Source organism: Citrobacter sp. MGH103 (genome assembly GCF_001034475.2).
GTDB classification, from domain to species: Bacteria; Pseudomonadota; Gammaproteobacteria; order Enterobacterales; family Enterobacteriaceae; genus Citrobacter; species Citrobacter freundii.
In genome coordinates this window covers 2,840,098-2,863,639 of record NZ_CP073043.1, presented here as the reverse complement: position 1 = coordinate 2,863,639, position 23,542 = coordinate 2,840,098, and the positions used below count along the sequence as shown (strand labels likewise).

22 protein-coding genes are annotated in these 23,542 nt (G+C 50.6%); 15 read left to right on the top strand and 7 right to left on the bottom strand.

The window, feature by feature from the left end; all coding sequences use genetic code 11:
* The first annotated feature begins 294 nt into the window (after nt 1-294).
* Together SK33_RS13820 and SK33_RS13815 are read left to right on the top strand one after the other, a co-directional pair.
* Nucleotides 295-1,041, top strand: coding sequence for a MipA/OmpV family protein (locus SK33_RS13820; protein WP_003030706.1), 747 nt, complete (start codon nt 295-297; stop codon nt 1,039-1,041).
* 160 nt (nt 1,042-1,201) lie between these two features.
* A complete protein-coding gene (locus tag SK33_RS13815) occupies nt 1,202-2,056 on the top strand; it encodes an aldo/keto reductase (protein WP_048219053.1) in 855 nt (284 codons plus the stop codon).
* A 196-nt stretch (nt 2,057-2,252) separates the two neighbouring features.
* Here SK33_RS13815 and SK33_RS13810 read toward each other — a convergent pair whose 3' ends face one another.
* Nucleotides 2,253-3,137, bottom strand: coding sequence for a D-hexose-6-phosphate mutarotase (locus SK33_RS13810; RefSeq protein WP_003846660.1), 885 nt, complete (start codon nt 3,135-3,137; stop codon nt 2,253-2,255).
* Between the two features lie 83 nt (nt 3,138-3,220).
* Nucleotides 3,221-4,216 carry a glyceraldehyde-3-phosphate dehydrogenase gene (gapA, locus tag SK33_RS13805; protein WP_003030697.1) on the bottom strand — a complete coding sequence of 332 codons (996 nt, stop codon included), beginning with the start codon at nt 4,214-4,216 and terminating at the stop codon, nt 3,221-3,223.
* Between the two features lie 341 nt (nt 4,217-4,557).
* Here gapA and msrB point away from each other — a divergent pair, with 341 nt between their 5' ends.
* Together msrB and SK33_RS13795 are read left to right on the top strand one after the other, a co-directional pair.
* On the top strand, nt 4,558-4,971 hold the full coding sequence (msrB, locus tag SK33_RS13800) for a peptide-methionine (R)-S-oxide reductase MsrB (protein WP_003030695.1): 414 nt from the start codon (nt 4,558-4,560) through the stop codon (nt 4,969-4,971).
* A 42-nt stretch (nt 4,972-5,013) separates the two neighbouring features.
* Nucleotides 5,014-5,289: a YeaC family protein gene (locus SK33_RS13795; RefSeq protein WP_003030693.1), complete on the top strand. Its 276-nt coding sequence runs from the start codon at nt 5,014-5,016 to the stop codon at nt 5,287-5,289.
* A gap of 44 nt (nt 5,290-5,333) precedes the next feature.
* Here the strand turns inward: SK33_RS13795 and yajD are convergent, their stop codons facing one another.
* Nucleotides 5,334-5,678, bottom strand: a complete 345-nt coding sequence (yajD, locus tag SK33_RS13790) for an HNH nuclease YajD (RefSeq protein WP_003030690.1) — start codon at nt 5,676-5,678, stop codon at nt 5,334-5,336.
* 94 nt (nt 5,679-5,772) lie between these two features.
* Entirely contained in the window at nt 5,773-7,026 is a 1,254-nt protein-coding gene (locus tag SK33_RS13785; RefSeq protein WP_048219052.1) for a glycoside hydrolase family 18 protein, read from the bottom strand.
* 296 nt (nt 7,027-7,322) lie between these two features.
* On the opposite strand from SK33_RS13785, the gene SK33_RS13780 reads away from it, so the two are divergent.
* The 8 genes from SK33_RS13780 (at nt 7,323) to SK33_RS13745 (ending at nt 16,066) form a co-directional block, all read left to right on the top strand.
* The gene (locus SK33_RS13780; protein WP_048219932.1) at nt 7,323-8,399 is read left to right on the top strand and encodes a zinc-binding dehydrogenase; all 1,077 of its coding nucleotides are present in this window, start codon (nt 7,323-7,325) and stop codon (nt 8,397-8,399) included.
* A gap of 26 nt (nt 8,400-8,425) precedes the next feature.
* Nucleotides 8,426-9,805: an MFS transporter gene (locus SK33_RS13775; protein WP_048219050.1), complete on the top strand. Its 1,380-nt coding sequence runs from the start codon at nt 8,426-8,428 to the stop codon at nt 9,803-9,805.
* A 17-nt stretch (nt 9,806-9,822) separates the two neighbouring features.
* Complete coding sequence (locus tag SK33_RS13770; RefSeq protein WP_048219049.1) at nt 9,823-10,866, top strand: NAD(P)-dependent alcohol dehydrogenase; 1,044 nt, start codon at nt 9,823-9,825, stop codon at nt 10,864-10,866.
* A 24-nt stretch (nt 10,867-10,890) separates the two neighbouring features.
* Nucleotides 10,891-11,727 carry a ketose-bisphosphate aldolase gene (locus SK33_RS13765; RefSeq protein ID WP_048219048.1) on the top strand — a complete coding sequence of 279 codons (837 nt, stop codon included), beginning with the start codon at nt 10,891-10,893 and terminating at the stop codon, nt 11,725-11,727.
* Between the two features lie 4 nt (nt 11,728-11,731).
* On the top strand, nt 11,732-12,679 hold the full coding sequence (locus SK33_RS13760; protein ID WP_003030681.1) for a carbohydrate kinase family protein: 948 nt from the start codon (nt 11,732-11,734) through the stop codon (nt 12,677-12,679).
* Nucleotides 12,680-12,688: 9 nt separating this feature from the next.
* The gene (ydjG, locus tag SK33_RS13755; protein ID WP_008320453.1) at nt 12,689-13,672 is read left to right on the top strand and encodes an NADH-dependent methylglyoxal reductase; all 984 of its coding nucleotides are present in this window, start codon (nt 12,689-12,691) and stop codon (nt 13,670-13,672) included.
* A 136-nt stretch (nt 13,673-13,808) separates the two neighbouring features.
* Entirely contained in the window at nt 13,809-14,567 is a 759-nt protein-coding gene (locus SK33_RS13750; RefSeq protein WP_003030679.1) for a DeoR/GlpR family DNA-binding transcription regulator, read from the top strand.
* 140 nt (nt 14,568-14,707) lie between these two features.
* Entirely contained in the window at nt 14,708-16,066 is a 1,359-nt protein-coding gene (locus tag SK33_RS13745) for an MFS transporter (RefSeq protein ID WP_032949100.1), read from the top strand.
* Between the two features lie 37 nt (nt 16,067-16,103).
* Here SK33_RS13745 and pncA read toward each other — a convergent pair whose 3' ends face one another.
* From pncA to sppA, 3 genes are read right to left on the bottom strand one after another with little or no spacing between them, the layout of a single operon-like run.
* Complete coding sequence (pncA, locus tag SK33_RS13740; protein WP_032949101.1) at nt 16,104-16,742, bottom strand: bifunctional nicotinamidase/pyrazinamidase; 639 nt, start codon at nt 16,740-16,742, stop codon at nt 16,104-16,106.
* Between the two features lie 14 nt (nt 16,743-16,756).
* A complete protein-coding gene (gene ansA / locus SK33_RS13735; protein ID WP_048219047.1) occupies nt 16,757-17,773 on the bottom strand; it encodes an asparaginase in 1,017 nt (338 codons plus the stop codon).
* A gap of 55 nt (nt 17,774-17,828) precedes the next feature.
* On the bottom strand, nt 17,829-19,685 hold the full coding sequence (sppA, locus tag SK33_RS13730; protein ID WP_048219046.1) for a signal peptide peptidase SppA: 1,857 nt from the start codon (nt 19,683-19,685) through the stop codon (nt 17,829-17,831).
* A 175-nt stretch (nt 19,686-19,860) separates the two neighbouring features.
* On the opposite strand from sppA, the gene SK33_RS13725 reads away from it, so the two are divergent.
* The 3 genes from SK33_RS13725 (at nt 19,861) to SK33_RS13715 (ending at nt 23,523) form a co-directional block, all read left to right on the top strand.
* The gene (locus SK33_RS13725) at nt 19,861-20,412 is read left to right on the top strand and encodes an NAD(P)H nitroreductase (protein WP_003030670.1); all 552 of its coding nucleotides are present in this window, start codon (nt 19,861-19,863) and stop codon (nt 20,410-20,412) included.
* A 116-nt stretch (nt 20,413-20,528) separates the two neighbouring features.
* Nucleotides 20,529-21,572, top strand: a complete 1,044-nt coding sequence (selD, locus tag SK33_RS13720) for a selenide, water dikinase SelD (RefSeq protein ID WP_048219045.1) — start codon at nt 20,529-20,531, stop codon at nt 21,570-21,572.
* Between the two features lie 4 nt (nt 21,573-21,576).
* Nucleotides 21,577-23,523 (top strand): DNA topoisomerase III, encoded by a 1,947-nt coding sequence (locus tag SK33_RS13715; RefSeq protein ID WP_003030667.1) that lies wholly within the window; start codon nt 21,577-21,579, stop codon nt 23,521-23,523.
* Nucleotides 23,524-23,542 lie beyond the last annotated feature (19 nt).

Genomic DNA, 23,542 nt, shown 5'->3' with positions numbered 1-23,542 from the left:
ACGTATTCGGTGATACACCTTCTAAAATTAAGCGTAGATGGCATTTGCAAAACTTGCCTGTGTGCGCAAATGAATTTCAATGGCATATCAATAACTCATCAGCAAAAAAAGCACATCTTATGTAAAGAATTGGAGCGGGATTCATGCGGTGTTCACCGTGCTGCAAGCAAAATGTCATCACTCGCTGAGAAATTAGGGGGTTACATTCTGGGGTGAATACGTAAAATAGTTGGGCTGAAGCGTATTGGCGGTTACACTTTGACCGCTACACATTTGAATAAGGAATTATGGATTGTGACCAAACTCAAACTTCTGGCACTTGGCGTCCTTGCCGCAACCGCAGTTAGCACCGCACAGGCGGAAAGTCAGTGGACTGTTGGCGCGGGTGTTGGTGTGATTAACAGCCCGTACAAACAGTATGACCGCGATGTTTACCCTGTTCCGGTTGTCACCTATGAAGGCGATAATGTGTGGTTCCGCGGCTTGGGTGGCGGTTACTATTTGTGGAATGATACGGCAGATAAGCTTTCCATCATGGCGTACTATGATCCGACGCATTTCAAGCCGGGTGATAGCGATAGCCATGCTTTACGCCAACTCGACAAGCGTAAAAGCAGCTTGATGGCTGGTCTATCATATGTACATAACACCCAGTATGGTTTCCTGCGTACCGCACTGGCGGGTGATACCCTGGATAACAGCAACGGCTTTATCTGGGATCTGGCCTGGCTCTACCGTTACACCAATGGTGGTCTGACCCTGACGCCGGGTATCGGTGTGCAGTACAGCAGCGAAAACTACAACGACTACTATTATGGTGTGTCCAATCACGAGTCTCGCCGCAGTGGTCTGAATAGCTACAACGCTGACGATGGATGGGATCCGTACCTGGAGTTGACCGCGAGCTATAACTTCCTTGGCAACTGGAACGTGTACGGCACTGGCCGTTATGTGCGTTTGAGTGATGAAGTGAAAGACAGCCCGATGGTCGATAAGTCCTGGTCTGGCATCTTCTCGGTAGGTGTGACCTACAAGTTCTGATACTACTCGGTGTCAAACTCAAGCCCGCGCGATATGCGGGCTTTTTTACGTCATTAAAATTAAGACAACCCCCAGATCATGATGGTGCAATTTGTGCACCCTAACAGGACACATGCACGTTGTTTTGCTTTACTGTGGTGCATTAACACAGGAGGGTGCGATGACAGCGAAACAGGTGACGTTTACAGACCAGGTATCGCTTCCTGCTATTGGGCAGGGAACATGGTACATGGGCGAGGATCCAAGCCGACGCCGGGATGAAGTGTCTGCGCTGCAGGCCGGACTGGATCTCGGTCTGCGATTGATTGATACCGCAGAAATGTACGCTGATGGTGCAGCGGAAGAGGTGGTGGGTGAAGCATTAATGGGACGGCGTGATAGCGCTTTTTTAGTCTCGAAAGTTTACCCATGGAATGCCGGTGGACAGAAAGCCATTGCCGCCTGCGAAGCCAGCCTGCGTCGACTGAAAACTGATTATCTGGATCTCTATTTGCTGCACTGGATGGGCGATTTTTCATTTGCAGAGACCGTCGATGCCATGGAAACACTGATTGCGCAGGGGAAAATCCGCCGTTGGGGCGTCTCAAATCTCGATTATGATGATATGCAGGCGTTATGGCAGGTACCCGGTGGACGGGAGTGTGCAACTAACCAGGTGCTTTATCATTTAGCCTCGCGCGGTATTGAATATGATTTACTGCCGTGGTGCCAGCAGCAGCAGATGCCGGTCATGGCATACAGTCCGCTGGCCCAGGCGGGACGACAGCGTGGCGATTTGCTTTCTAATTCAGTGGTGAATGACATTGCGCGCGTGCACAATGTTAGTGCTGCACAGATTTTGCTGGCGTGGGTGATTCGTCAGTCGGGTGTAATAGCAATTCCGAAAGCCGCAAGCGTAGCGCATGTCGAACAAAATGCCGCCGCGCTGGAGATAACGCTCTCTGTGGATGAACTGAAGCAGTTAGATAAGGCGTATCCGGCGCCAAAAGGTAAAATAGCGCTGGATATGGCCTGATTTGCCAAATGACGATGCTCACGCAGCTTATCAGGCCAACGGCTGCGTGCGGTTTGCAGGCCGGATAAGGCGTTAGCCGCATCCGGCATGTTGCACTGATTTGCCTGATGGCGCTGCGCTTATCAGGCCTACGACTGCGTGTGTTTGTAGGCCGGATAAGGCGTTAGCCGCATCCGGCATGATGCGCAGAGTTGTCTTAGCGTTTAGCAACACGAATAGTCTGCGCGAGGCGAGATGGTTTTTCTTCGGTGGTTTTCTGCGGAGCGGTCGCGTAAGCCGTTTCTACACAAACAAACGTTTTGTAGCCATCATCCGGCATGTCGCCCATACTGACGGACAGCGCCGGGCCAGGGTTCCAGCCCACGACATTCAGGTGGTGGTGGTGGACAACGTCGATATTGCGATTCAACGCATCATCATGAATCACGCTGCACGCTTCCGGATTCAGATAGACACGATCGGTGCGGTCCGGGAAGGTCTGGATACCATCAGCCAGCACATCTTCTTTAGCATCATTCACTTTATCGATCAGGCGATCGCCGAGACCACTAACTTTCACTGCCGCAATGTCACCAACGTTGAAATAGGTATGCAGTGCCGAGGTGGTTTCAAACTCACCGTGAGCTTCCAGCTCCATCTCACAGGTGGCTCCCACTTTGAAACGGGCCAGCAGGCAAAACTCGTGCGGCCAAAGCTGACGCGTTTCGGCATTGCTCTGCAGTTCAAACGTCAACACCACGCCATTGTCGTCTTCGTTGTGCGCTTTCAGCGTCCATGGCAAGTTACGGGCAAAACCATGCGAAGGCAGGCCCTGCTGAGCAGCCGGACCAAACCACGGCCAGCAAATTGGTACGCCGCCACGCAGCGCTACGCCGGTTTTAAACGGGGTATTGTTGCTTAACCACAGGACTTCCTCTTCGCCGTTTGGTTTCCAGGAAAGAAGATGTGCGCCCTGTAGCGCGAAAGACGCTTTAACCTGGGGGTGATCGACAACAAGAACCTCAAGCTCATCAAGCTGACGGCGGGAGAGGACAGGGGTAAGCTGTTCAATGACCGGGAGAGCGAAAATTTTGTTAATCATGATGCAATCCTTGGTATGTGAATATTTTGGTCATAAAAAAAGGCGACCGAAGTCGCCTTTTTGGATCAGATACTCATCTCAACTTATTTGGAGATGTGAGCAATCAGGTCCAGAACTTTGTTAGAGTAGCCGGTTTCGTTGTCGTACCAGGATACCAGTTTCACGAAGTTGTCGTTCAGTGCGATACCAGCTTTAGCATCGAACACGGAAGTGCAAACTTCACCGTTGAAATCGGTAGATACTACGTCGTCTTCGGTGTAACCCAGAACGCCTTTCATCGGGCCTTCGGAAGCAGCTTTGATTGCTTTCTTAATTTCTTCGTAAGAAGCAGCTTTTTCCAGACGAACGGTCAGGTCAACAACGGATACGTTCGGGGTAGGAACGCGGAACGCCATACCAGTCAGTTTGCCGTTCAGTTCTGGCAGTACTTTACCTACAGCTTTAGCTGCACCGGTAGAGGACGGGATGATGTTCTGGGATGCGCCGCGGCCGCCGCGCCAGTCTTTGTGAGACGGGCCATCAACGGTTTTCTGAGTAGCGGTGGTTGCGTGAACAGTAGTCATCAGACCTTCGATGATGCCGAAGTTGTCGTTGATAACTTTAGCCAGCGGAGCCAGGCAGTTAGTGGTGCAGGAAGCGTTAGAAACGATGTCCTGACCTTCGTATTTGTCAAAGTTAGCGCCTTTAACAAACATCGGAGTGTTATCTTTGGACGGACCAGTCAGAACCACTTTTTTCGCGCCAGCAGTGATGTGCTTACGAGCGGTTTCATCTGTCAGGAACAGGCCAGTAGCTTCAGCTACTACGTCAACACCAACTTCGTCCCATTTCAGGTTAGCCGGATCACGTTCAGCGGTAACACGGATTTTTTTACCGTTTACGATCAGATGACCGTCTTTCACTTCAACGGTACCGTTGAAACGGCCGTGAGTGGAGTCATATTTCAGCATGTAAGCCATGTAGTCAGCGTCTAACAGGTCGTTGATTGCAACGATCTCGATGTCAGAGCGTTCTTGAGCAGCACGGAAAACAATGCGACCGATACGGCCAAAACCGTTGATACCTACTTTGATAGTCATATATTCCACCAGCTATTTGTTAGTGAATAAAAGGTTGCCTGTAAAATTACAAAAACCTTACGCAGCGTCAAGCGGAATCGTGTCAATCATTGCGACAAATCAATCTGCTGCCTAAGCTTTGCGCAACTGACTCGCCTCACTCTTCCTTTGGGCTTGAAACCACATGGGGTCGGCGGCCCGAATTTTAAAGGGCAATCAAGATAAAAACGTGATTCTGATCACGAATTGCAGGCTGCCATTTCGCAAGGATCAAGTTTAGAACAAAAGTTCGCACTCCGGTGTTAATGTTTTGTTAGAATCTGTCTCGCGATGTGAGTTTAGATAAAGCGAGATGTGAGCAAATGGCTAATCAACCTTCTCCAGAAGAACTGAAAAAAAATTTAACCGAAATGCAGTTCTACGTGACGCAGAATCACGGGACAGAACCGCCATTTACCGGGCGTTTGCTGCATAACAAGCGTGACGGCATCTACCACTGTCTGATCTGCGATAAACCGCTATTTCGTTCCGAGACAAAATATGACTCTGGCTGCGGCTGGCCCAGCTTTTACGAGCCTGTCAGCGATGAGGCTATCCATTACATAAAAGATACGTCACACGGCATGCAGCGCATAGAAATCCGCTGCGGAAACTGTGATGCGCACCTGGGACACGTCTTCCCGGATGGTCCGAAACCTACCGGTGAACGGTACTGCGTTAACTCAGCGTCTTTGAACTTCACCGATAGTGAAAACGGTGAGCAAACCAAGGGTTGAAGAAACGATTCAGCAAATTATTCTACGGAGAGTGGATTTAACATGAATCTTGATGAGATGATCAACAGTATGACGCCGGAAGTTTATCAGCGCTTATCGACTGCCGTTGAACTCGGAAAATGGCCGGATGGCGTAGCGCTAACGGCAGAACAAAAAGAGAACAGCTTACAGCTGGTAATGTTATGGCAGGCGCGCAACAATATTGACGCGCAGCATATGACGATTGATACCAACGGTGAGATGGTGATGAAGAGCAAGCAGCAGTTGAAGGTTGAGTTTGGTATTACGCCCGAACCGATTGCGACGTTTAAATCCTGATTAACCTGGCCCGGCAAACATCGGTGTCGGGCCCGCAGTTGCTGTTATTTCTTGTTCATCATCGCCTTCAGGTCGGCAAACGGATTGTATTTCGCCTCGCCGACGTCTTTCTGCGCATCTTCCCCTGCCACTACGGTAGAACCATACTGATCCACCTCAGTGTATTTCGAATGCTCATGATCGTGACAGTACAGGCATAACATCTCCCAGTTGCTACCGTCTTCCGGGTTATTGGAGTGATCGTGATCGATGTGATGCACTGTCAGCTCGCGCAAATTTGAATACACGAACTCACGGGAACAACGTCCACAAACCCAAGGGAAGAGCTTTAGCGCCTTTTCCCGATATCCGACTTCCAGACGGGCGTAATTTTTAGGGATAAAAGCCATAAAAGCGCATGCCTCCAGTAGAAAATGAAGAGCTGCGCCAAAGGTTGACGCAGCAGAATGGGCTAATCATAACCTATTGTGCCAGGCGTTGGGATCAGTGTTTGATGCCTAACGAATCGGCTAACTGCTTCGCCAACTGGTTTTGGTCATCTGCACCGTATTCCCAGAACATGGCGCCTCCCAATCCTTTACTTTTGATGTAGTCGGCTTTGATCGCCACCGAACGCGGATTTTCATAGGAGAGGGCAAAAAGTGCTTTTCCATCTGCAGACTGCACCGACAGCCACGGCACTTTCGCTTCATCATCCCAATGTTGGCTAAAGCGTTTTTGCGGATCGTTGATCAACTTCGCCACGATATCGTTGTACTTCACGTAGGTATCTTTGCTCAGGTCGACGCCCAGTGATTTGAACAACTCAATTTGCGCAGGCTCGAAATAGGGCTGGGTAACAGGATTTTTCTGCGCGTCAGGTTTGCTCCAGTCAATGCCTGGTTCAACGGCGCGTTTTGGTACGCGTCCATAAAAGCCAATGCCCAGATTCATTTGGCTCGGTTTCAGACCGGCAGCAAGATAGTTACTGACCACAAAATCGGCGCTGTATTTATCCGCCGCGGCGACCGTCGGCCATTGCGTCGAATCATACAGGTTCGAGTTAAAATACTGGGTGCCGTAAGCCATGTCATAGGTCATCAGGTTGATGTAGTCGAGCGATGGTGCAATGGCTTTTACATCCACCCAGCTTTTCGGACTTTCTGCATTTGCGCCCACGGCGATGGTCAGCAGTTTTTTATGCCCCAATGCGGTCCGCAGTTCTGTTAGCAGCGCGGTAAAGTTAGCGCGGTCTGCCGGTTGGCTTTCGACCAGTCCCCAGGCGCCGTTAACCGGATATTCCCAGTCGAGGTCGATGCCATCCAGACCATATTTCGCAATTATCTCTTGCGCAGACTGAATAAACACTGCGCGCGTATCCTTCGTTGCCGCCGCACCAGAGAATCCACGCGCTCCCCAACCGCCGACGGAAAGTAACACTTTCAGGTTAGGATTTTGTTTACGCAGCTGTGGAATTTTCAGCAAATCATCCTGCACTTTCTGTGAAAGCCAAATTTGATGCAGTTTGCTGGCGTCTTTTAAGGCGTCATTGGTCTCGTCTTTTTCGTTGTTGTAGACAAGGCCAAACGAATAGTTGAGATGGGTTATCTGGCGAACATCCAGTTTATTGATGTCGCCGCCAGGACCGGCAGTGACGTCGCCACCGCCATTAAAGTAGCCAACTGACATCAGTGTATTGGCGGAAACAACGCTGGCGCAGAGCAGGGGTAATGCTGCCAACAAAGGCAATAGTTTCATCGGTGTTCCTCTTTGACATTTAAACAAGTAAACACGCCACGGAAATGGCGTGGCAAAAAAAACAGCATCCGCAGGTTAACAGTTTCATAACAGGAAAAATGCGAAGGGGTTCACGCCATTTTAGCGAAGCGGCTGCCAGGTTCACTTGGTTTTCAATTCATCTTTGCATTTATTTGTGATCTTGGTTGTGAAATGCAGATAATAATCTGTGTTTTAAAGATTTGATGTTGACCTCAAAAATTATATGGATAAGTATGATTGTCACTGATGCAAAACTGAACACAAAGGAAAATTCAATGAAAGCACTGGCAAGATTTGGCAAGGCCTTTGGCGGCTATAAGATGATTGATGTACCGGAACCGGTTTGTGGCCCGGATGACATCGTGATTGAAATCAAAGCGGCGGCTATCTGCGGCGCGGACATGAAACACTACAATGTTGATAGCGGTTCTGATCAATTTAACTCCATCCGCGGCCATGAGTTCGCCGGTAAAATTGTCCGCGTTGGCGACAAAGTTAAGGACTGGAAAGTCGGTCAGCGGGTGGTTTCTGACAATAATGGACATGTCTGCGGTGTTTGCCCGGCCTGCGAACAGGGCGATTTTCTGTGTTGTACAGAAAAAGTGAACTTAGGTCTCGACAATAACACATGGGGCGGAGGGTTCTCTAAATATTGCCTGGTGCCGGGGGAAATCCTCAAAATTCACCGCCATGCGCTGTGGGAAATCCCACAAGGCGTTGATTATGAAGAAGCGGCGGTGCTGGATCCTATCTGTAACGCCTACAAATCTATTGCTCAGCAATCCAAATTCCTTCCCGGCCAGGACGTCGTGGTTTTCGGCACCGGCCCATTAGGGCTCTTTTCCGTGCAAATGGCGCGCATCATGGGGGCCGTAAATATCGTAATGGTCGGGCTGGAAGAGGACGTTGCCGTACGCTTCCCGATCGCCAAAGAGCTGGGGGCGACAGCTGTCGTTAACGGTTCGACCGAAGATGTGGTTGCACGCTGCCAGGAAATCTGCGGTAAAGACAATCTGGGGCTAGTCATTGAATGCTCTGGTGCCAATATCGCTCTGAAACAATCGATCGAAATGCTGCGCCCGAATGGTGAAGTCGTTCGCGTCGGCATGGGCTTTAAACCTCTCGATTTCTCCATCAACGACATCACCGCGTGGAACAAAAGCATCATTGGTCATATGGCCTACGATTCTACATCCTGGCGCAACGCCATACGCCTGCTGGCCAGCGGAGCGATCAAAGTCAAACCGATGATCACTCACCGTATCGGCCTGTCGCAATGGCGCGAAGGATTTGACGCCATGGTCAATAAAACCGCGATTAAAGTCATCATGACTTACGACTTTGATGAATAACATGTTTATTAAAAGGACGTTATCGCATGGAACAAATAGCAAAACCGCACTGCGGCGCCAGACTGGACAGGCTACCTGACTGTCGCTGGCATACGTCAATGTTTGCGATGGTTGCCTTCGGATTACTGGTTTGCTGGAGTAATGCCGTCGGCGGATTAATTCTCGCGCAGTTAAAAGAACTTGGCTGGACTGATAATTCCACCACCGCCACGTTCTCTGCCATTACGACGGCTGGAATGTTTCTCGGCGCGCTCGGTGGGGGAATTATTGGCGATAAAATCGGGCGTAAAAACGCATTTATTCTATATGAAGCGATTCATATTATTTCTATGATCGTGGGTGCGTTTTCACCCAATATGACCTTTCTGATCGCCTGCCGTTTTGTAATGGGAGTTGGATTAGGCGCGCTGTTAGTGACCTTATTTGCCGGGTTTACCGAATATATGCCTGGCAGAAATCGTGGTACATGGTCGAGTCGGGTCTCGTTTATCGGCAACTGGTCTTATCCACTCTGTTCGCTGATTGCGATGGGGCTGACGCCACTTATCAGCGCGGAATGGAACTGGCGCGTACAGTTGTTGATTCCTGCGGTGCTGTCGCTCATAGCAACGGTTATTGCCTGGCGCAGTTTCCCTGAGTCGCCTCGCTGGCTGGAGTCTCGCGGGCGCTACCAGGAAGCCGAAAAGGTGATGCGGGCAATTGAGGAAGGTGTCATTCGACAGACCGGTAGGCCGCTGCCACCAGTCGTAATAGATGATGATGGCAAACAACCGTGTTCTGTTCCGTACTCCGCATTATTAACAGGGGTGTTACTGAAGCGGGTTATTTTGGGTTCCTTTGTTCTGATTGCCATGAACGTCGTCCAGTACACCTTAATTAATTGGCTACCGACAATATTTATGACGCAGGGCATTAATCTGAAAGACTCCATTGTCTTAAATACCATGAGTATGTTCGGCGCGCCGTTTGGGATTTTTATCGCCATGCTGGTAATGGATAAAATTCCGAGAAAGACCATGGGTGTAGGGTTATTAGTGTTAATTGCCGTGCTGGGATATATCTATTCACTGCAAACCAGCATGCTGCTGATTACGCTAATTGGTTTCTTCCTGATTACTTTTGTCTATATGTACGTTTGCTATGCCTCGGCAGTCTATGTTCAGGAAATATGGCCAACCGAAGCGAAACTCCGCGGTTCTGGTCTGGCGAATGCAGTAGGGCGTATCAGTGGTATCGCTGCGCCTTATGCGGTCGCGGTATTGCTTAACGGTTATGGAGTGACGGGTGTATTTGTACTGCTGGGGGCGGTCTCCATTATTGTCGCTGTCGCCATTGCTACCATCGGAATTGAAACCAAAGGCGTCTCTGTCGAAAGTCTCGGTATTGATGCAGTTACCAGCAAATAATATTGATGGGAAATAAAATGAAAAATTCAAAAGCGATATTAAAAACGCCGGGCACGATGAAAATTATTGCCGCCGATATCCCGGTGCCAAAAGAGCACGAAGTGCTGATTAAAGTGGAATACGTTGGAATTTGTGGGTCAGATGTTCATGGTTTTGAATCGGGTCCTTTTATTCCGCCGAAAGATCCCAATCAGGAAATTGGTCTGGGGCATGAATGCGCCGGTACGGTGGTGGCAGTAGGGAACCGTGTGACTAAATTTAAACCCGGCGACCGGGTGAATATCGAACCGGGCGTGCCGTGCGGTCACTGCCGCTACTGCCTGGAAGGGAAATACAACATCTGCCCTGATGTTGACTTTATGGCCACGCAGCCTAATTATCGCGGCGCGCTAACCCACTATCTGTGCCATCCGGAGAGCTTCACTTACAAGTTGCCCGATAATATGGACACCATGGAAGGCGCGCTGGTAGAGCCCGCGGCGGTAGGGATGCATGCCGCAATGCTGGCGGACGTTAAACCGGGCAAGAAAATCGTCATTCTGGGGGCGGGCTGTATTGGTTTAATGACCCTGCAAGCCTGTAAATGTTTGGGTGCTACCGACATTGCGGTGGTTGATGTCCTGGAAAAGCGTCTGACCATGGCCGAGCGACTTGGCGCGACGACCGTGATCAACGGGGCGAAAGAGGACACCGTTGTCCGCTGCCAGCAGTTCTCCGGAGATATGGGGGCCGATATTGTTTTTGAAACCGCAGGTTCAGCGATCACTGTTAAGCAGGCTCCATATCTGGTAATGCGCGGCGGGAAAATCATGATCGTGGGTACTGTACCTGGTGATTCAGCGATTAATTTCCTCAAAATTAACCGTGAAGTGTCTATTCAGACCGTTTTCCGTTATGCCAACCGCTACCCGGTCACGATTGAAGCCATCTCCTCAGGGCGTTTTGATGTGAAGTCGATGGTGACGCATATTTACGATTATGAAGATGTTCAGCGCGCGTTTGATGAATCCGTTAATAACAAATGTGAAATTATCAAAGGCGTTATTAAAGTAAATTATTAATCTATTGAAAAGGGAGAAATAACCATGCTGGCAGATATTAAATATTGGGAAAATGATGCTCAAAATAAACATTATGCAATTGCCCACTTTAACGTGTGGAATGCGGAAATGTTAATGGGAGTGATTGATGCGGCGGAAGAATCTAAATCGCCGGTAATTATCTCCTTCGGTACCGGCTTTGTGGGTAATACCTCGTTTGAAGATTTTTCGCATATGATGGTTTCTATGGCGAAAAAAGCCTCGGTGCCGGTTATTACCCACTGGGATCACGGACGCAGCATGGAGATAATCCATAACGCATGGGCCCACGGCATGAATTCACTGATGCGTGATGCTTCCGCTTTTGATTTCGAGGAGAATATCCGCCTGACCAAAGAGGCGGTCGATTTCTTCCACCCGCTGGGTATTCCCATCGAAGCAGAGCTGGGCCATGTGGGTAATGAAACGGTCTACGAAGAGGCGCTGGCGGGTTATCACTACACTGACCCAAGCCAGGCGGCTGAGTTTGTCGAGCGTACCGGCTGTGACTCGCTGGCGGTAGCGATTGGTAACCAGCACGGCGTCTACACCTCCGAACCGAAACTGAACTTTGACGTGGTTAAACGAGTGCGTCAGGCGGTATCCGTTCCGCTGGTGCTGCACGGCGCGTCCGGCATTAGCGACGCGGATATCAAAAAAGCCATTTCATTAGGCATTTCGAAAATCAATATTCACACCGAACTGTGCCAGGCCGCAATGGTGGCGGTGCAGGAGAACCAGGACCAGCCGTTCCTGCACGTTGAACGTGAAGTACGTAAAGCCGTAAAAGAGCGCGCGCTGGAGAAAATCAAATTGTTTGGTTCAGACGGTAAAGCGGAATGACAATATGGATAATATCGAGGTTATTTGTATAGGGGCGGCAATTGTTGATATTCCCTTGCAACCAGTGAGTAAAAATATCTTTGATGTTGAATCTTATCCATTAGAACGAATAGCTATGACCACGGGAGGTGACGCTATTAATGAGGCGACGATTATTTCTCGCCTCGGCCATCGCACGGCGTTAATTGGCCGGGTAGGTGACGATGCTGCGGGGCATTTTATTGTCGACCACTGCCGTCAGGAGAATATTGATATTAAAAGCCTGAAGCAGGATGCTGATATTGATACTTCCATTAACGTGGGTTTAGTCACCGCTGATGGTGAACGCACCTTTGTGACTAACCGTAACGGCAGCTTATGGAAACTGAATATAAACGATGTTGATTTTGACCGTTTCTCTCAAGCAAAGCTGCTGTCGCTGGCGAGTATTTTTAATAGCCCGTTGTTGGATGGCGATGCACTGACGGCAATTTTCACGCAGGCGAAAGCGCATAAGCTCATTATCTGCGCGGATATGATTAAACCGCGACTGAATGAAACGCTGGACGATATCCGTGAAGCGCTGAGCTACGTGGATTATCTGTTTCCCAATTTTGAAGAGGCAAAACTGCTCACTGGGAAAGAGACGCTGGATGAGATTGCCGACAGTTTTCTGAACTGTGGCGTGAAAACCGTCGTGATTAAGACCGGCAAGAGAGGCTGTTTTATCAAGCGTGTTGACATGAAAATGGAGGTCCCGGCGGTGTCAGGAATTACCGCCATCGACACCATCGGCGCGGGGGATAACTTTGCTTCAGGATTTATCTCCGCGCTGCTAGAAGGCAAACCGCTTCGTGACTGCGCGCTGTTTGCTAATGCAACGGCGGCAATATCGGTACTGAGCGTGGGTGCCACGACGGGTGTGAAGAACAGAAAGCTGGTTGAACAACTTCTTGACGAATACGAAGGGTAATAGCGGCAGATGAAAATGATTCCTTTAGGAAGTACGGATATTACGCTTTCCCGCATGGGATTAGGCACATGGGCTATTGGCGGTGGTCCGGCATGGAATGGCGATCTCGATCTGCAGATTTGTATCGATACCATTGTTGAGGCGTATCGCTGCGGTATCAATCTGATTGATACCGCGCCAGGCTACAACTTTGGCAACAGTGAAGTGATTGTCGGTCAGGCGCTGAAAAAGCTGCCGCGCAGCGAGGTAGTGGTTGAAACCAAATGCGGCATCGTCTGGGAGCGAACAGGCAGCCTGTTTAACAAAGTGGGCGATCGCCAGCTGTATAAAAACCTTACGCCTGAGTCTATTCGCGAAGAGGTTGATGCCAGCCTGCAAAGATTGGGCATCGACAGTATTGATATCTATATGACCCACTGGCAGTCGGTCGAACCCTGTTTTACGCCGATTGCGGAAACCGTAGACACGCTGAACGCACTGAAAAAAGAGGGGAAAATCCGTTCGATTGGTGCGGCGAACGTCAATGCCGGGCATATCAGGGAGTATCTCAAACACGGTGAGCTGGATATTATCCAGGCTAAGTACAGCATTCTTGACCGGGCGCTGGAAGCTGAACTGCTGCCGCTATGCCAGCAGAATGGCATCATCGTGCAGGTCTATTCACCGCTTGAGCAGGGGTTGTTGACCGGTACTATCGCCCGAGATTATGTTCCTGGCGGCGCGCGGGCTAACAAGGTCTGGTTTCAGCGGGAAAATATGCTGCGGGTGATTGATATGCTAGGGCAGTGGCAGCCGCTGTGTGAAAAATACCGCTGCACAATCCCCGCACTAGCTCTGGCGTGGATTTTAAAGCAAAGCGATTTGATCACCTTACTGAGTGGCGCAACCGCACCTGAACAGGTTCGCGAGAATGTCGAGGCGTTAACCATTCCCCTGACAGATGATGATTCATTATTGATGAGGCGAATGGCGGAAGCGTTGGATATAAATTAATTCAGATAGGATTGACCTCTGTTTCTGTGTAAAAGAGTATTAAAATCTGTGATTCAGACATGTTCTTTTGAAAATAAATATAGCCTGTGAGATACTAGGGTCTTATTATTACTTTGCAGGAAACAGAGGTATCATCGTGGCGGCAAAAGACAGGATTCAGGCCATTAAGCAAATGGTGGCTAACGATAAGAAAGTGGTGGTATCTAATTTAAGTTCAATCTTTCAGGTGACTGAGGAAACGATTCGCCGCGATCTTGAAAAACTGGAAGATGAAGGTTTTTTGACCCGAACATATGGTGGTGCAGTGCTCAATACCACCGCGTTGTCCGACAATATTCATTTTTATAAGCGTGCAAAATCTTTCTTCGAAGAAAAGCAGATCATTGCACGTAATGCATTACCGTTTATTAAAAATAAGACCACAATGGCTGCCGACTCCAGCAGTACCGCGATGGAATTATTAAAGCTGTTGAAGGAAAGAAACGATCTGACGTTGCTTACCAATTCGGCTGAAGCATTTCATGAGCTGGCGCAGTCAGAAATTAACGTGGTTTCTACTGGCGGTGAGCTGAATAAGAATACGCTGTCGCTGCAGGGAAGAATCACCAAGGAGATTATCAGCCGCTATCATGTTGATATCATGGTGATGAGCTGCAAAGGTTTGGATATGCAGAGTGGGGCGCTTGATTCTAATGAAGCAGAAGCGGAAATCAAAAAAACCATGATCCGCCAGGCGACTGAGGTGGCCCTGTTAGTTGATCACTCAAAGTTTGATCGTAAAGCTTTCGTTCAGCTCGTGGACTTTAGCCATATTAATTACCTAATAACCAATAAGGCACCGGGTGCAGAGTGGATTGCATTTTGCAAAGAGAATAATATTCAACTCGTTTATTAACTATAGCGAGGGTTGTGTCGATATTATTTTAGTTTGCACCTGGGAAATGCCATAAGAATCTAATGATGATGGATGGCGCGGCAAAATTGCTTCTGCCGCGATCGCCATACTTTCTATTTAGCTGAATTTGAGGCATCCAGATGGAACAATGTGACCCTATCGGCGCAAGATTAGATCGCTTACCTTTATCTCGATTTCATTTTCGTATTTTCGGTATTATTAGTTTTAGTTTGTTAATAACCGGTTTTCTCAGCTATTCCGGGAATGTGGTATTAGCAAAATTAGTCAACACTGGCTGGTCAAACAATTATCTAAATGCCGCGTTTACCTCAGCGCTGATGTTCGGCTACTTTATCGGTTCACTAGCTGGTGGCTTTATTGGTGATTATCTCGGTCGACGCAAAGCGTTCCGCATTAATTTGTTAATCGTCGGGGCCTCAGCCTGCGCTGCAACGTTTGTGCCCAACATGTACTGGCTTATCTTCTTCCGCTGTCTGATGGGGATTGGAATGGGGGCGCTAATTATGGTGGGCTATGCCTCATTTACAGAATTCATTCCACCCGCGGTACGTGGGAAATGGTCTGCCCGTCTGTCATTTGTCGGCAACTGGGCACCAATGCTATCTGCGGCAATTGGCGTCGTGATCATTGCACTTTTAAGCTGGCGGGTGATGTTTCTGCTCGGTGGCATGGCAATGCTGTTGGCCTGGTATCTGTCGGGAAAATACTATATTGAATCCCCACGTTGGCTGGCTGGTAAAGGGAAGAGAAGCGAAGCTGAAAAACATCTTATGCAGGTTGAATCGCAAATTGAGCTAGAAAAAAACATCACTTTACCATCCTGCCGGAACGAATGCCCGTCGGCGGATTTAAGCACGGCAAGTGGTTCATTTTGGCTATTGTTTAAGGGGCCAATGTTGCGCTGTACACTGGTGGCGATCACGGTGCTTATCGCAATGAATATTTCGCTCTACACCATTACGGTATGGATCCCGACTATATTTGTTAATTCGGGAATCGATGTAACGAAATCCATATTTATGACCGCGATAATTATGATTGGCGCGCCAGTTGGGATATTTATTGCCGCGTTAATTATCGATCGCTTTCCACGGCGATTGTTTGGCTCATTCTTGTTGATTATTATCGCATTGCTCGGGTATTTCTATTCACTTCAAACTGAAGAGTGGGCCATTCTGAGCTACGGGCTGGTGATGATTTTTTTTCTGTATATGTATGTCTGCTTTGCCTCTGCAGTTTATGTCCCAGAACTATGGCCCACGCACCTTAGATTGAGAGGATCAGGTTTTGTGAATGCGGTGGGAAGGATTGTCGCTGTGTTTACGCCCTATGGCGTCGCTATTTTGTTGACCCGCTATGGATCCATTACGGTCTTTATCGTGTTAGGAGTAATGTTGGTTCTATGCGCGCTGATTCTTTTTTGTTTTGGCATCGAAACACGCAAAGTATCGCTGGAAGAGATTTCAGCGCTGGCCTGAGATAACGCGCCGACAGGAGTGACCCTGTCGGCATCGCTTACGGTTGGGTTTCCAGCCAGTCATCCAACGTATACAGCGTTGCGCCCGCCGCCGACATTTCTATAAAGGCGTTTGCACTGTCCTGGGGTTGAATATTAACCCCACGGCAGCCGTCGGTAATAACGCTGACGGTGTAGCCTAGATCGAGCGCATCCAGTACGGTGAATTTAACGCAATAGTCGGTTGCCAGACCCATGATGATGAGCTCGGCAATGCGGCGCTCGAGTAGCCAAGCATTGAGCGCGGTAGCCTGACGACGACCGTTATCAAAAAACGCACTATAGCTGTCGACCAGCGGGTTCTCACCTTTAGTGAACGTTTGAGTTATCGCACGCTGGTTCAGCAGCGGATGCAGGGCTGCACCTGCGCTGTTTTGTACGCAATGATCGGGCCAGAACGTCTGCGCCAGTCCATCGAGTTGTCCCTGGCTGTAGGGCTCGACCTGATGCTGGCTGGCAAAACTGCCGTGATTAGCCGGGTGCCAGTCCAGACTGGCAACGACCATGTCGCCGCGTAAGGCACACCAGTCAATCAGACGGTTGGCAATATCGATTGTGCTGTCACCTTGTGGGACCGCGAGGGCACCACCGGCACAAAAGTCATTTTGTAAATCGACCAACAGTAAGGCTCGGGCCATGGGCATAGACTCCTTTAATCGTCAGGCGTGAGCTCACCACGCAGATTTTGCGTCATCGCTTCACGGATCGTCTGCGTATCCAGTCCCTGACTCAGCAAATAGTGCAGTTTGGTGAGTGTGGCTTCGACGGTCATATCCGCGCCGCCAATCACGCCAGCATGCGCCAGCGCATTGCCTGTCGCGTAGCCCCCCATGTTCACCTTGCCGGACATACACTGCGTAAGGTTCACCACCACAATGCCACGCGAACTCGCATCTTCAAGTTCTTTCAGGAACTCTTTATTCTGCGGCGCATTCCCCACGCCGTAGGAGCGCAAAATTAATGCTTTTACAGGTTGGCGCAGGAAGTTGCGTACTACATCAGCGGAGATCCCCGGATAAATGGTGACCACGCCAATCGGTTGCGGAGTGATAGGATGCACAATCAACTCACCTGTACCGTGAGGTGCGGGCGGTGTTCCCAGCCGACGAATGTGGATCCCGGCTTCCAGCAGTGGTGCAAGGTTGGGTGAGGCAAACGCGTCAAAACCATCAGCATGCGCTTTAGTGGTCCGATTGCCGCGAAACAATCGATTGTTGAAAAACAGGGTAACTTCATTGATCGGGTAATTTGCTGCAACGTACAGCGCATTCAGCAAATTGATTTGTCCGTCAGAACGTAGCTCTGCCAATGGGATTTGTGACCCTGTCACAATGACCGGCTTGCCAAGATTCTCCAGCATAAAAGAGAGCGCCGAAGCCGTAAACGCCATGGTGTCAGTGCCGTGCAGAATGACAAAACCATCGTAATCGTCGTAGTGCGCTTTAATGTCTTCCGCAATATGCTGCCAGTCTTCCGGCGTCATATCGGAGGAATCCATCAGCGGGGCGTATTCGTTGATGGTGAAGTCTGGCATCTCCGGACGGTGGAATTCAGGCATCAATGCCAGCTGGCGCTGCAGATGACCGGAAACGGGAATATAACCCTGTTCTGAGCGCTGCATACCAATGGTACCGCCGGTATAGGCAACGTAAATTGATTTTTTCTGCATGACTTTTCTTCTGTCTCAAAGAAAACCCCTCTTCATCCCGAAGAGGGGTCAATAGTTAGCGAACGTTGGCGCAGGTCAGGCAAAACGCATAGCGGTTTTGCGGATCGTTGAATGCGGCCAGCTTATCGCTTTCGGCTTTTACTGCACTGGCCGCAGAGGCCAGCGGAGGCGGGAGCATAGCCTGAATGGCGTCAGGCAGCATGGCACGAACGGAGCCTGACATGCTGTCCATCACCATATCAACGAATGTTGGTTCGTCCTGATAATACTCAATGTGCCACTGTTTCAGTTTGCCAAGCTCAGCCGCTTTCGCGATGGCGTCGTCAAAATCACCGAGGCTATCTACCAGACCGTTGGCCTTTGCATCCTGACCGGTCCAGACGTGGCCCTGCGCGATTTTGTCAATCTGCTCAGGCGTTGTCTTACGCGCATCTGCGACCAGTGTGATAAAGCGCTTATAGCCGTTCTCGATGCTCAGTTGCATCATTTGCTGCACTTCAGGCGGTAACGCTTTGGTGATGGAGATATCCGCCAGTGGGGATGTCGCTACGCCGTCAGTATGTACGCCGATAGAGTCCAGGCTGTTCTCAACGGTGTTGATCACGCCAAAGATGCCGATTGAACCGGTCAGCGTGCTGGGGTTCGCCACAATGTAGCTTGCTGGGGTGGAGATCCAGTACCCACCGGATGCCGCCATGCCGCCCATGGACACCACAACCGGTTTACCCGCCGTTTTTGCCGCAGCCAGCTCAGCACGAATGACTTCGGAGGCACTGACGCTGCCGCCTGGGCTGTTCACGCGCAGAACAATTGCTTTCACTTTCGGATCAAGACGGGCTTCGCGGATCTGCGCGGCAGTCGTGTCACCGCCCACATTCCCAGGGGTTTCTTCACCGTCCATAATCGCGCCATTGGCGAAGATAACACCAATGCTGTCTCCAGTATCCGCTGGCGTTTTCAGTGAGTAATCGTAATAGCTGACAGCGCGATAATTTTTATCCGCTTTGCTCCAGCCAAACTGTTTGGTCAGCATTTTTTCGACTTCGGCGCTGGAGGCCAGTGCATCCACCAGTTTGTTGTCGAGCGCATATTTCGCGGTATCACCATCGACTTTTGTCAAACCGTCCAGCATGGCCTGTGCGCCCGGGAACACCTGCTGAGCAGGGATCTGGCGATTGGCAGCAACCGTGTCGAGATAGTTCTGCCACAGCTCGCCGATCCAGCGGCTGTCGGCTTCACGCGCGGCAGGAGACATATCATCACGGATAAACGGTTCTACGGCAGACTTATAAGTCCCGACACGGAACACGTGCGTGGAAACTTTCAGCTTGTCGAGCAGGGACTTGTAGTACAAACCGTTGGTGGCAAAGCCGTGCAGATCAACGGAACCCTGTGGAGAAAGATAAATTTTATTGGCGAAACTGGCGAGGTAGTACTGCCCCTGGCTGAAGTTATCGCCTACGGCAAAGACCGGTTTGCCGCTGTCGCGGAATTCCCGCAGCGCTTTACCGATATACTGCATGGAAGGCTGGTCGGCCCCGGCAAAATTTTTCAGATCCATCACAATGCCGGTGATGTTGCGATCATCTTTTGCCTGGCGAATAGTATTCACGATATCGAACAGGGAGTTTTCCTGCAAGCGATCGGAACTGGCACCAAACAGCTGACGACCAATAACGCTTAAGCGACTGGTGCTCGACGGCTTATCGACAATCACCCCCGAGATATCCAGCAGCAGTGCGCCTCGCTCAGCGTGTTCACTGGTATTGCTGCTGCTGACCTGCATCCAGATACCCACGCCCACCAGCACCAAGAAGATGAAGAACAGGTTAAGCACAAATTCACGGACGAAATTAAGTAATCGCCACGTCCATTTAAAAAATCCGGCAATAAATCGCCACAGGGTTCGCATGTATTCTCCCTACCGATTAACAACACGCCATCCCGAAATCCCGGAGAAAGGCGATAAGATGAGGCTATCGTAATGACCAGACAGGCACTTGTCAGCAGGAATCACCGCCTGTGCTGTAACAAAATCCGCTCACGTGTTAATTTTGTGAACAAATCTCATTGTTGGAGTTAAGCAAATGGATGCACTCGAATTACTTATCACCCGTCGTAGCGCTTCTCGTCTTGTCGAGCCGGCCCCGGCCGGAGAGCAACTGCAAAACATTCTGCGGGCGGGAATGCGCGCACCGGACCACAAAACGCTGCAACCGTGGCAATTCTATGTCATTGAGGGTGAAGGGCGTGAACGCTTTAGCACCGTACTTGAGAAAGGCGCGATTGCCGCAGGTAGCGATGAGAAAGCTCAGGAAAAAGCGCGCAACGCACCGTTTCGCGCGCCGCTGATTATTACCGTGGTGGCGAAATGTGAAGAAAACGACAAGGTTCCTCTGTGGGAACAAGAAATGTCTGCCGGTTGTGCGGTGATGGCTATGCAGATGGCCGCAATTGCCCAGGGCTTTGGCGGTATCTGGCGCAGTGGTGCATTAACCGAAAGTGCGGTCGTTCGTGAAGCATTCGACTGTCGCCCGCAAGATAAAATCGTCGGTTTCCTCTATCTGGGTACACCGCAGCTAAAAGCATCCACGACGATCAACCTTGCCGATCCGAGCGCATTCGTCCGTTATTTCTGATATCAACGGCAAAACTGTCTGGATTCTGAGCAAAGACACTCGAATTCAGACAGTCACTCTTACCACATCATGGAATGAGCGCTACCATATCCGGATTGCAATGACAGGAGATGTCCATGAGCGAGCAAGCTATTCGTTTAACGCAATACAGCCACGGAGCCGGTTGCGGTTGTAAAATTTCCCCAAAAGTGCTGGAAACCATCCTGCACAGCGAGCAGGCGAAGTTTGTTGATCCGAACTTACTGGTGGGTAATGAAACTCGCGACGACGCGGCCGTATACGATTTGGGAAACGGCACCAGTGTTATCAGCACCACCGATTTCTTTATGCCGATTGTCGATAATCCGTTTGATTTTGGCCGCATCGCCGCCACTAACGCCATCAGCGATATATTCGCTATGGGCGGCAAACCGATTATGGCAATTGCTATTCTGGGCTGGCCGCTGGATAAGCTGGCGCCGGAAATCGCCCGCGAAGTCACCGAAGGCGGACGTTTTGCCTGCCGTCAGGCGGGTATTGCGCTGGCGGGCGGCCACTCTATCGATGCCCCAGAGCCTATCTTTGGCCTTGCGGTAACCGGCGTTGTGCCGACCGAACGCGTGAAGAAAAACAGCACCGCAGAGTCAGGGTGTAAGTTATTCCTGACCAAGCCTCTGGGGATTGGCGTTCTGACGACAGCAGAGAAAAAATCACTACTGAAGGAAGAACACAAAGGACTGGCGACAGAAGTGATGTGTCGGATGAACATTGCCGGTGCGGCATTCGCCGATATCGACGGCGTGAAAGCCATGACCGACGTTACCGGTTTTGGTCTGCTGGGGCATCTGAGTGAAATGTGTCAGGGCGCAGGCGTTCAGGCGCAAATTATCTACCAGGATATTCCTAAGCTGCCTGGCGTTGAAGAATACATCGCGCAAGGTGCGGTACCCGGCGGTACCCAACGTAACTTTGCCAGCTACGGACACCTGATGGGTGAAATGCCGCAATCGGTACGCGATCTGTTGTGCGATCCGCAAACTTCCGGTGGCCTACTGCTGGCGGTAACGCCGGAAGCTGAAGCCGAAGTGAAAGCGGCAGCGGCGCAGTTCGGTATCGATCTCACCGCCATTGGTGAGTTAGTGGAAGCTCGTGGCGGTCGCGCCATGGTTGAGATTCGTTAACTCGATGCGGTTGTTTATTGCCGAAAAACCAAGTCTGGCGCGTGCTATCGCCGATGTGCTGCCAAAGCCGCATCGCAAAGGCGATGGTTTTATCGAATGCGGAAATGGACAAGTGGTGACCTGGTGTATTGGTCACCTGCTTGAACAGGCGCAGCCGGATGCCTACGACAGTCGTTATGCTCGCTGGAGTCTGGTCGATCTGCCGATTGTCCCGGAAAAGTGGCAACTGCAACCGCGCCCCTCGGTGACCAAACAGCTCAACGTCATTAAGCGCTTTTTGCATGAGGCCAGCGAAGTTATTCACGCCGGTGACCCCGATCGTGAAGGGCAACTGCTGGTGGATGAAGTGCTGGATTACCTGCAACTGGCGCCAGAAAAGCGCCAGAAGGTGCAGCGTTGCCTGATTAACGACCTCAACCCGCAGGCCGTTGAGCGGGCTATTGAGCGGCTGCGCGCCAACAGTGAGTTTATTCCGCTGTGCGTGTCGGCACTGGCGCGAGCGCGTGCGGACTGGTTGTACGGTATCAATATGACGCGCGCTTACACCATTCTCGGACGTAACGCGGGCTATCAGGGCGTACTTTCGGTCGGGCGCGTACAAACGCCGGTGCTCGGGCTGGTTGTGCGTCGTGATGAAGAGATTGAGAACTTCGTCGCCAAAGACTTCTTCGAAGTGAAAGCGCATATCGTAACGCCCGCCGATGAGCGGTTTACCGCTATCTGGCAGCCGAGTGAAGCGTGTGAGCCGTATCAGGATGAAGAGGGGCGCTTGCTGAATCGCACGCTGGCTGAACACGTGGTGAACCGAATTAACGGTCAACCGGCGATAGTCACCAGCTATAACGATAAACGGGAATCAGAATCCGCGCCGTTACCGTTCTCGCTGTCGGCGTTGCAGATTGAAGCGGCGAAGCGCTTCGGTTTAAGTGCGCAAAACGTTCTGGATATCTGCCAGAAGTTGTATGAAACCCATAAGTTGATTACCTATCCGCGTTCGGATAGCCGTTATCTGCCGGAAGAGCACTTTGCCGGACGTCATGCGGTACTGAACGCGATTAGCGTCCATGCACCGGATCTGCTCCCGCAACCGGCGGTCAATCCCGATACGCGAAATCGCTGTTGGGACGACAAAAAAGTGGATGCGCACCATGCCATCATTCCTACCGCGCGCAGTTCATCCATTAACCTGAACGACAACGAAGCGAAAATCTACAACCTGATTGCCCGTCAGTATCTGATGCAGTTTTGCGCGGATGCGGTATTCAGAAAGTGCGTGATTGAGCTGGATATTGCCAAAGGCAAGTTTGTCGCTAAAGCGCGTTTTCTGGCGGAAGCCGGATGGCGCACGCTGCTCGGCAATAAAGAGCGCGACGAAGATAATGACGGGACGCCGCTGCCGGTGGTGGCAAAAGATGACGAACTGCTGTGCGAAAAAGGCGAAGTGGTTGAACGTCAGACTCAACCACCACGTCACTTTACCGATGCCACGCTGCTGTCAGCGATGACCGGGATTGCGCGATTCGTGCAGGATAAAGATCTGAAAAAGATCCTGCGCGCAACGGATGGTTTAGGTACGGAAGCGACGCGCGCCGGTATTATCGAACTGCTGTTTAAGCGCGGGTTCCTGGTGAAAAAAGGGCGGTATATTCATTCGACCGACGCGGGAAAAGCGCTGTTCCACTCGTTGCCAGAAATGGCGACGCGCCCGGACATGACCGCGCACTGGGAATCTATACTGACCCAAATTAGCGAAAAGCAATGTCGCTATCAGGATTTCATGCAGCCGCTGGTGGGGACTCTGTATCAGCTTATCGATCAGGCGCGCAGCACACCGGTACGACGCTTTCGTGGAATTGCTGCACCTGGCGGCAGTGGTGGCGATAAGAAAAAGAGTGCGCCGCGTAAACGTCCGGCGAAAAAAAGCCCGCCATCTGAAGAGGCGGGTCTGTAAGTTTGTAGGCCTGATAAGC

Excerpts from the sequence above, each read along its gene's own strand:
- gapA (WP_003030697.1), bottom strand. The coding sequence starts at position 4,216 with ATGACTATCAAAGTAGGTATCAACGGTTTTGGCCGTATCGGTCGCATT.
- SK33_RS13770 (WP_048219049.1), top strand. The coding sequence starts at position 9,823 with ATGAAAAATTCAAAAGCGATATTAAAAACGCCGGGCACGATGAAAATT.
- SK33_RS13795 (WP_003030693.1), top strand. The coding sequence starts at position 5,014 with ATGAATCTTGATGAGATGATCAACAGTATGACGCCGGAAGTTTATCAG.
- SK33_RS13775 (WP_048219050.1), top strand. The coding sequence starts at position 8,426 with ATGGAACAAATAGCAAAACCGCACTGCGGCGCCAGACTGGACAGGCTA.
- SK33_RS13780 (WP_048219932.1), top strand. The coding sequence starts at position 7,323 with ATGAAAGCACTGGCAAGATTTGGCAAGGCCTTTGGCGGCTATAAGATG.
- yajD (WP_003030690.1), bottom strand. The coding sequence starts at position 5,678 with ATGGCTTTTATCCCTAAAAATTACGCCCGTCTGGAAGTCGGATATCGG.
- selD (WP_048219045.1), top strand. The coding sequence starts at position 20,529 with ATGAGCGAGCAAGCTATTCGTTTAACGCAATACAGCCACGGAGCCGGT.
- SK33_RS13725 (WP_003030670.1), top strand. The coding sequence starts at position 19,861 with ATGGATGCACTCGAATTACTTATCACCCGTCGTAGCGCTTCTCGTCTT.
- sppA (WP_048219046.1), bottom strand. The coding sequence starts at position 19,685 with ATGCGAACCCTGTGGCGATTTATTGCCGGATTTTTTAAATGGACGTGG.
- SK33_RS13815 (WP_048219053.1), top strand. The coding sequence starts at position 1,202 with ATGACAGCGAAACAGGTGACGTTTACAGACCAGGTATCGCTTCCTGCT.
- SK33_RS13810 (WP_003846660.1), bottom strand. The coding sequence starts at position 3,137 with ATGATTAACAAAATTTTCGCTCTCCCGGTCATTGAACAGCTTACCCCT.
- SK33_RS13715 (WP_003030667.1), top strand. The coding sequence starts at position 21,577 with ATGCGGTTGTTTATTGCCGAAAAACCAAGTCTGGCGCGTGCTATCGCC.
- SK33_RS13745 (WP_032949100.1), top strand. The coding sequence starts at position 14,708 with ATGGAACAATGTGACCCTATCGGCGCAAGATTAGATCGCTTACCTTTA.
- SK33_RS13785 (WP_048219052.1), bottom strand. The coding sequence starts at position 7,026 with ATGAAACTATTGCCTTTGTTGGCAGCATTACCCCTGCTCTGCGCCAGC.
- pncA (WP_032949101.1), bottom strand. The coding sequence starts at position 16,742 with ATGGCCCGAGCCTTACTGTTGGTCGATTTACAAAATGACTTTTGTGCC.
- ansA (WP_048219047.1), bottom strand. The coding sequence starts at position 17,773 with ATGCAGAAAAAATCAATTTACGTTGCCTATACCGGCGGTACCATTGGT.
- msrB (WP_003030695.1), top strand. The coding sequence starts at position 4,558 with ATGGCTAATCAACCTTCTCCAGAAGAACTGAAAAAAAATTTAACCGAA.
- SK33_RS13760 (WP_003030681.1), top strand. The coding sequence starts at position 11,732 with ATGGATAATATCGAGGTTATTTGTATAGGGGCGGCAATTGTTGATATT.
- SK33_RS13765 (WP_048219048.1), top strand. The coding sequence starts at position 10,891 with ATGCTGGCAGATATTAAATATTGGGAAAATGATGCTCAAAATAAACAT.
- ydjG (WP_008320453.1), top strand. The coding sequence starts at position 12,689 with ATGAAAATGATTCCTTTAGGAAGTACGGATATTACGCTTTCCCGCATG.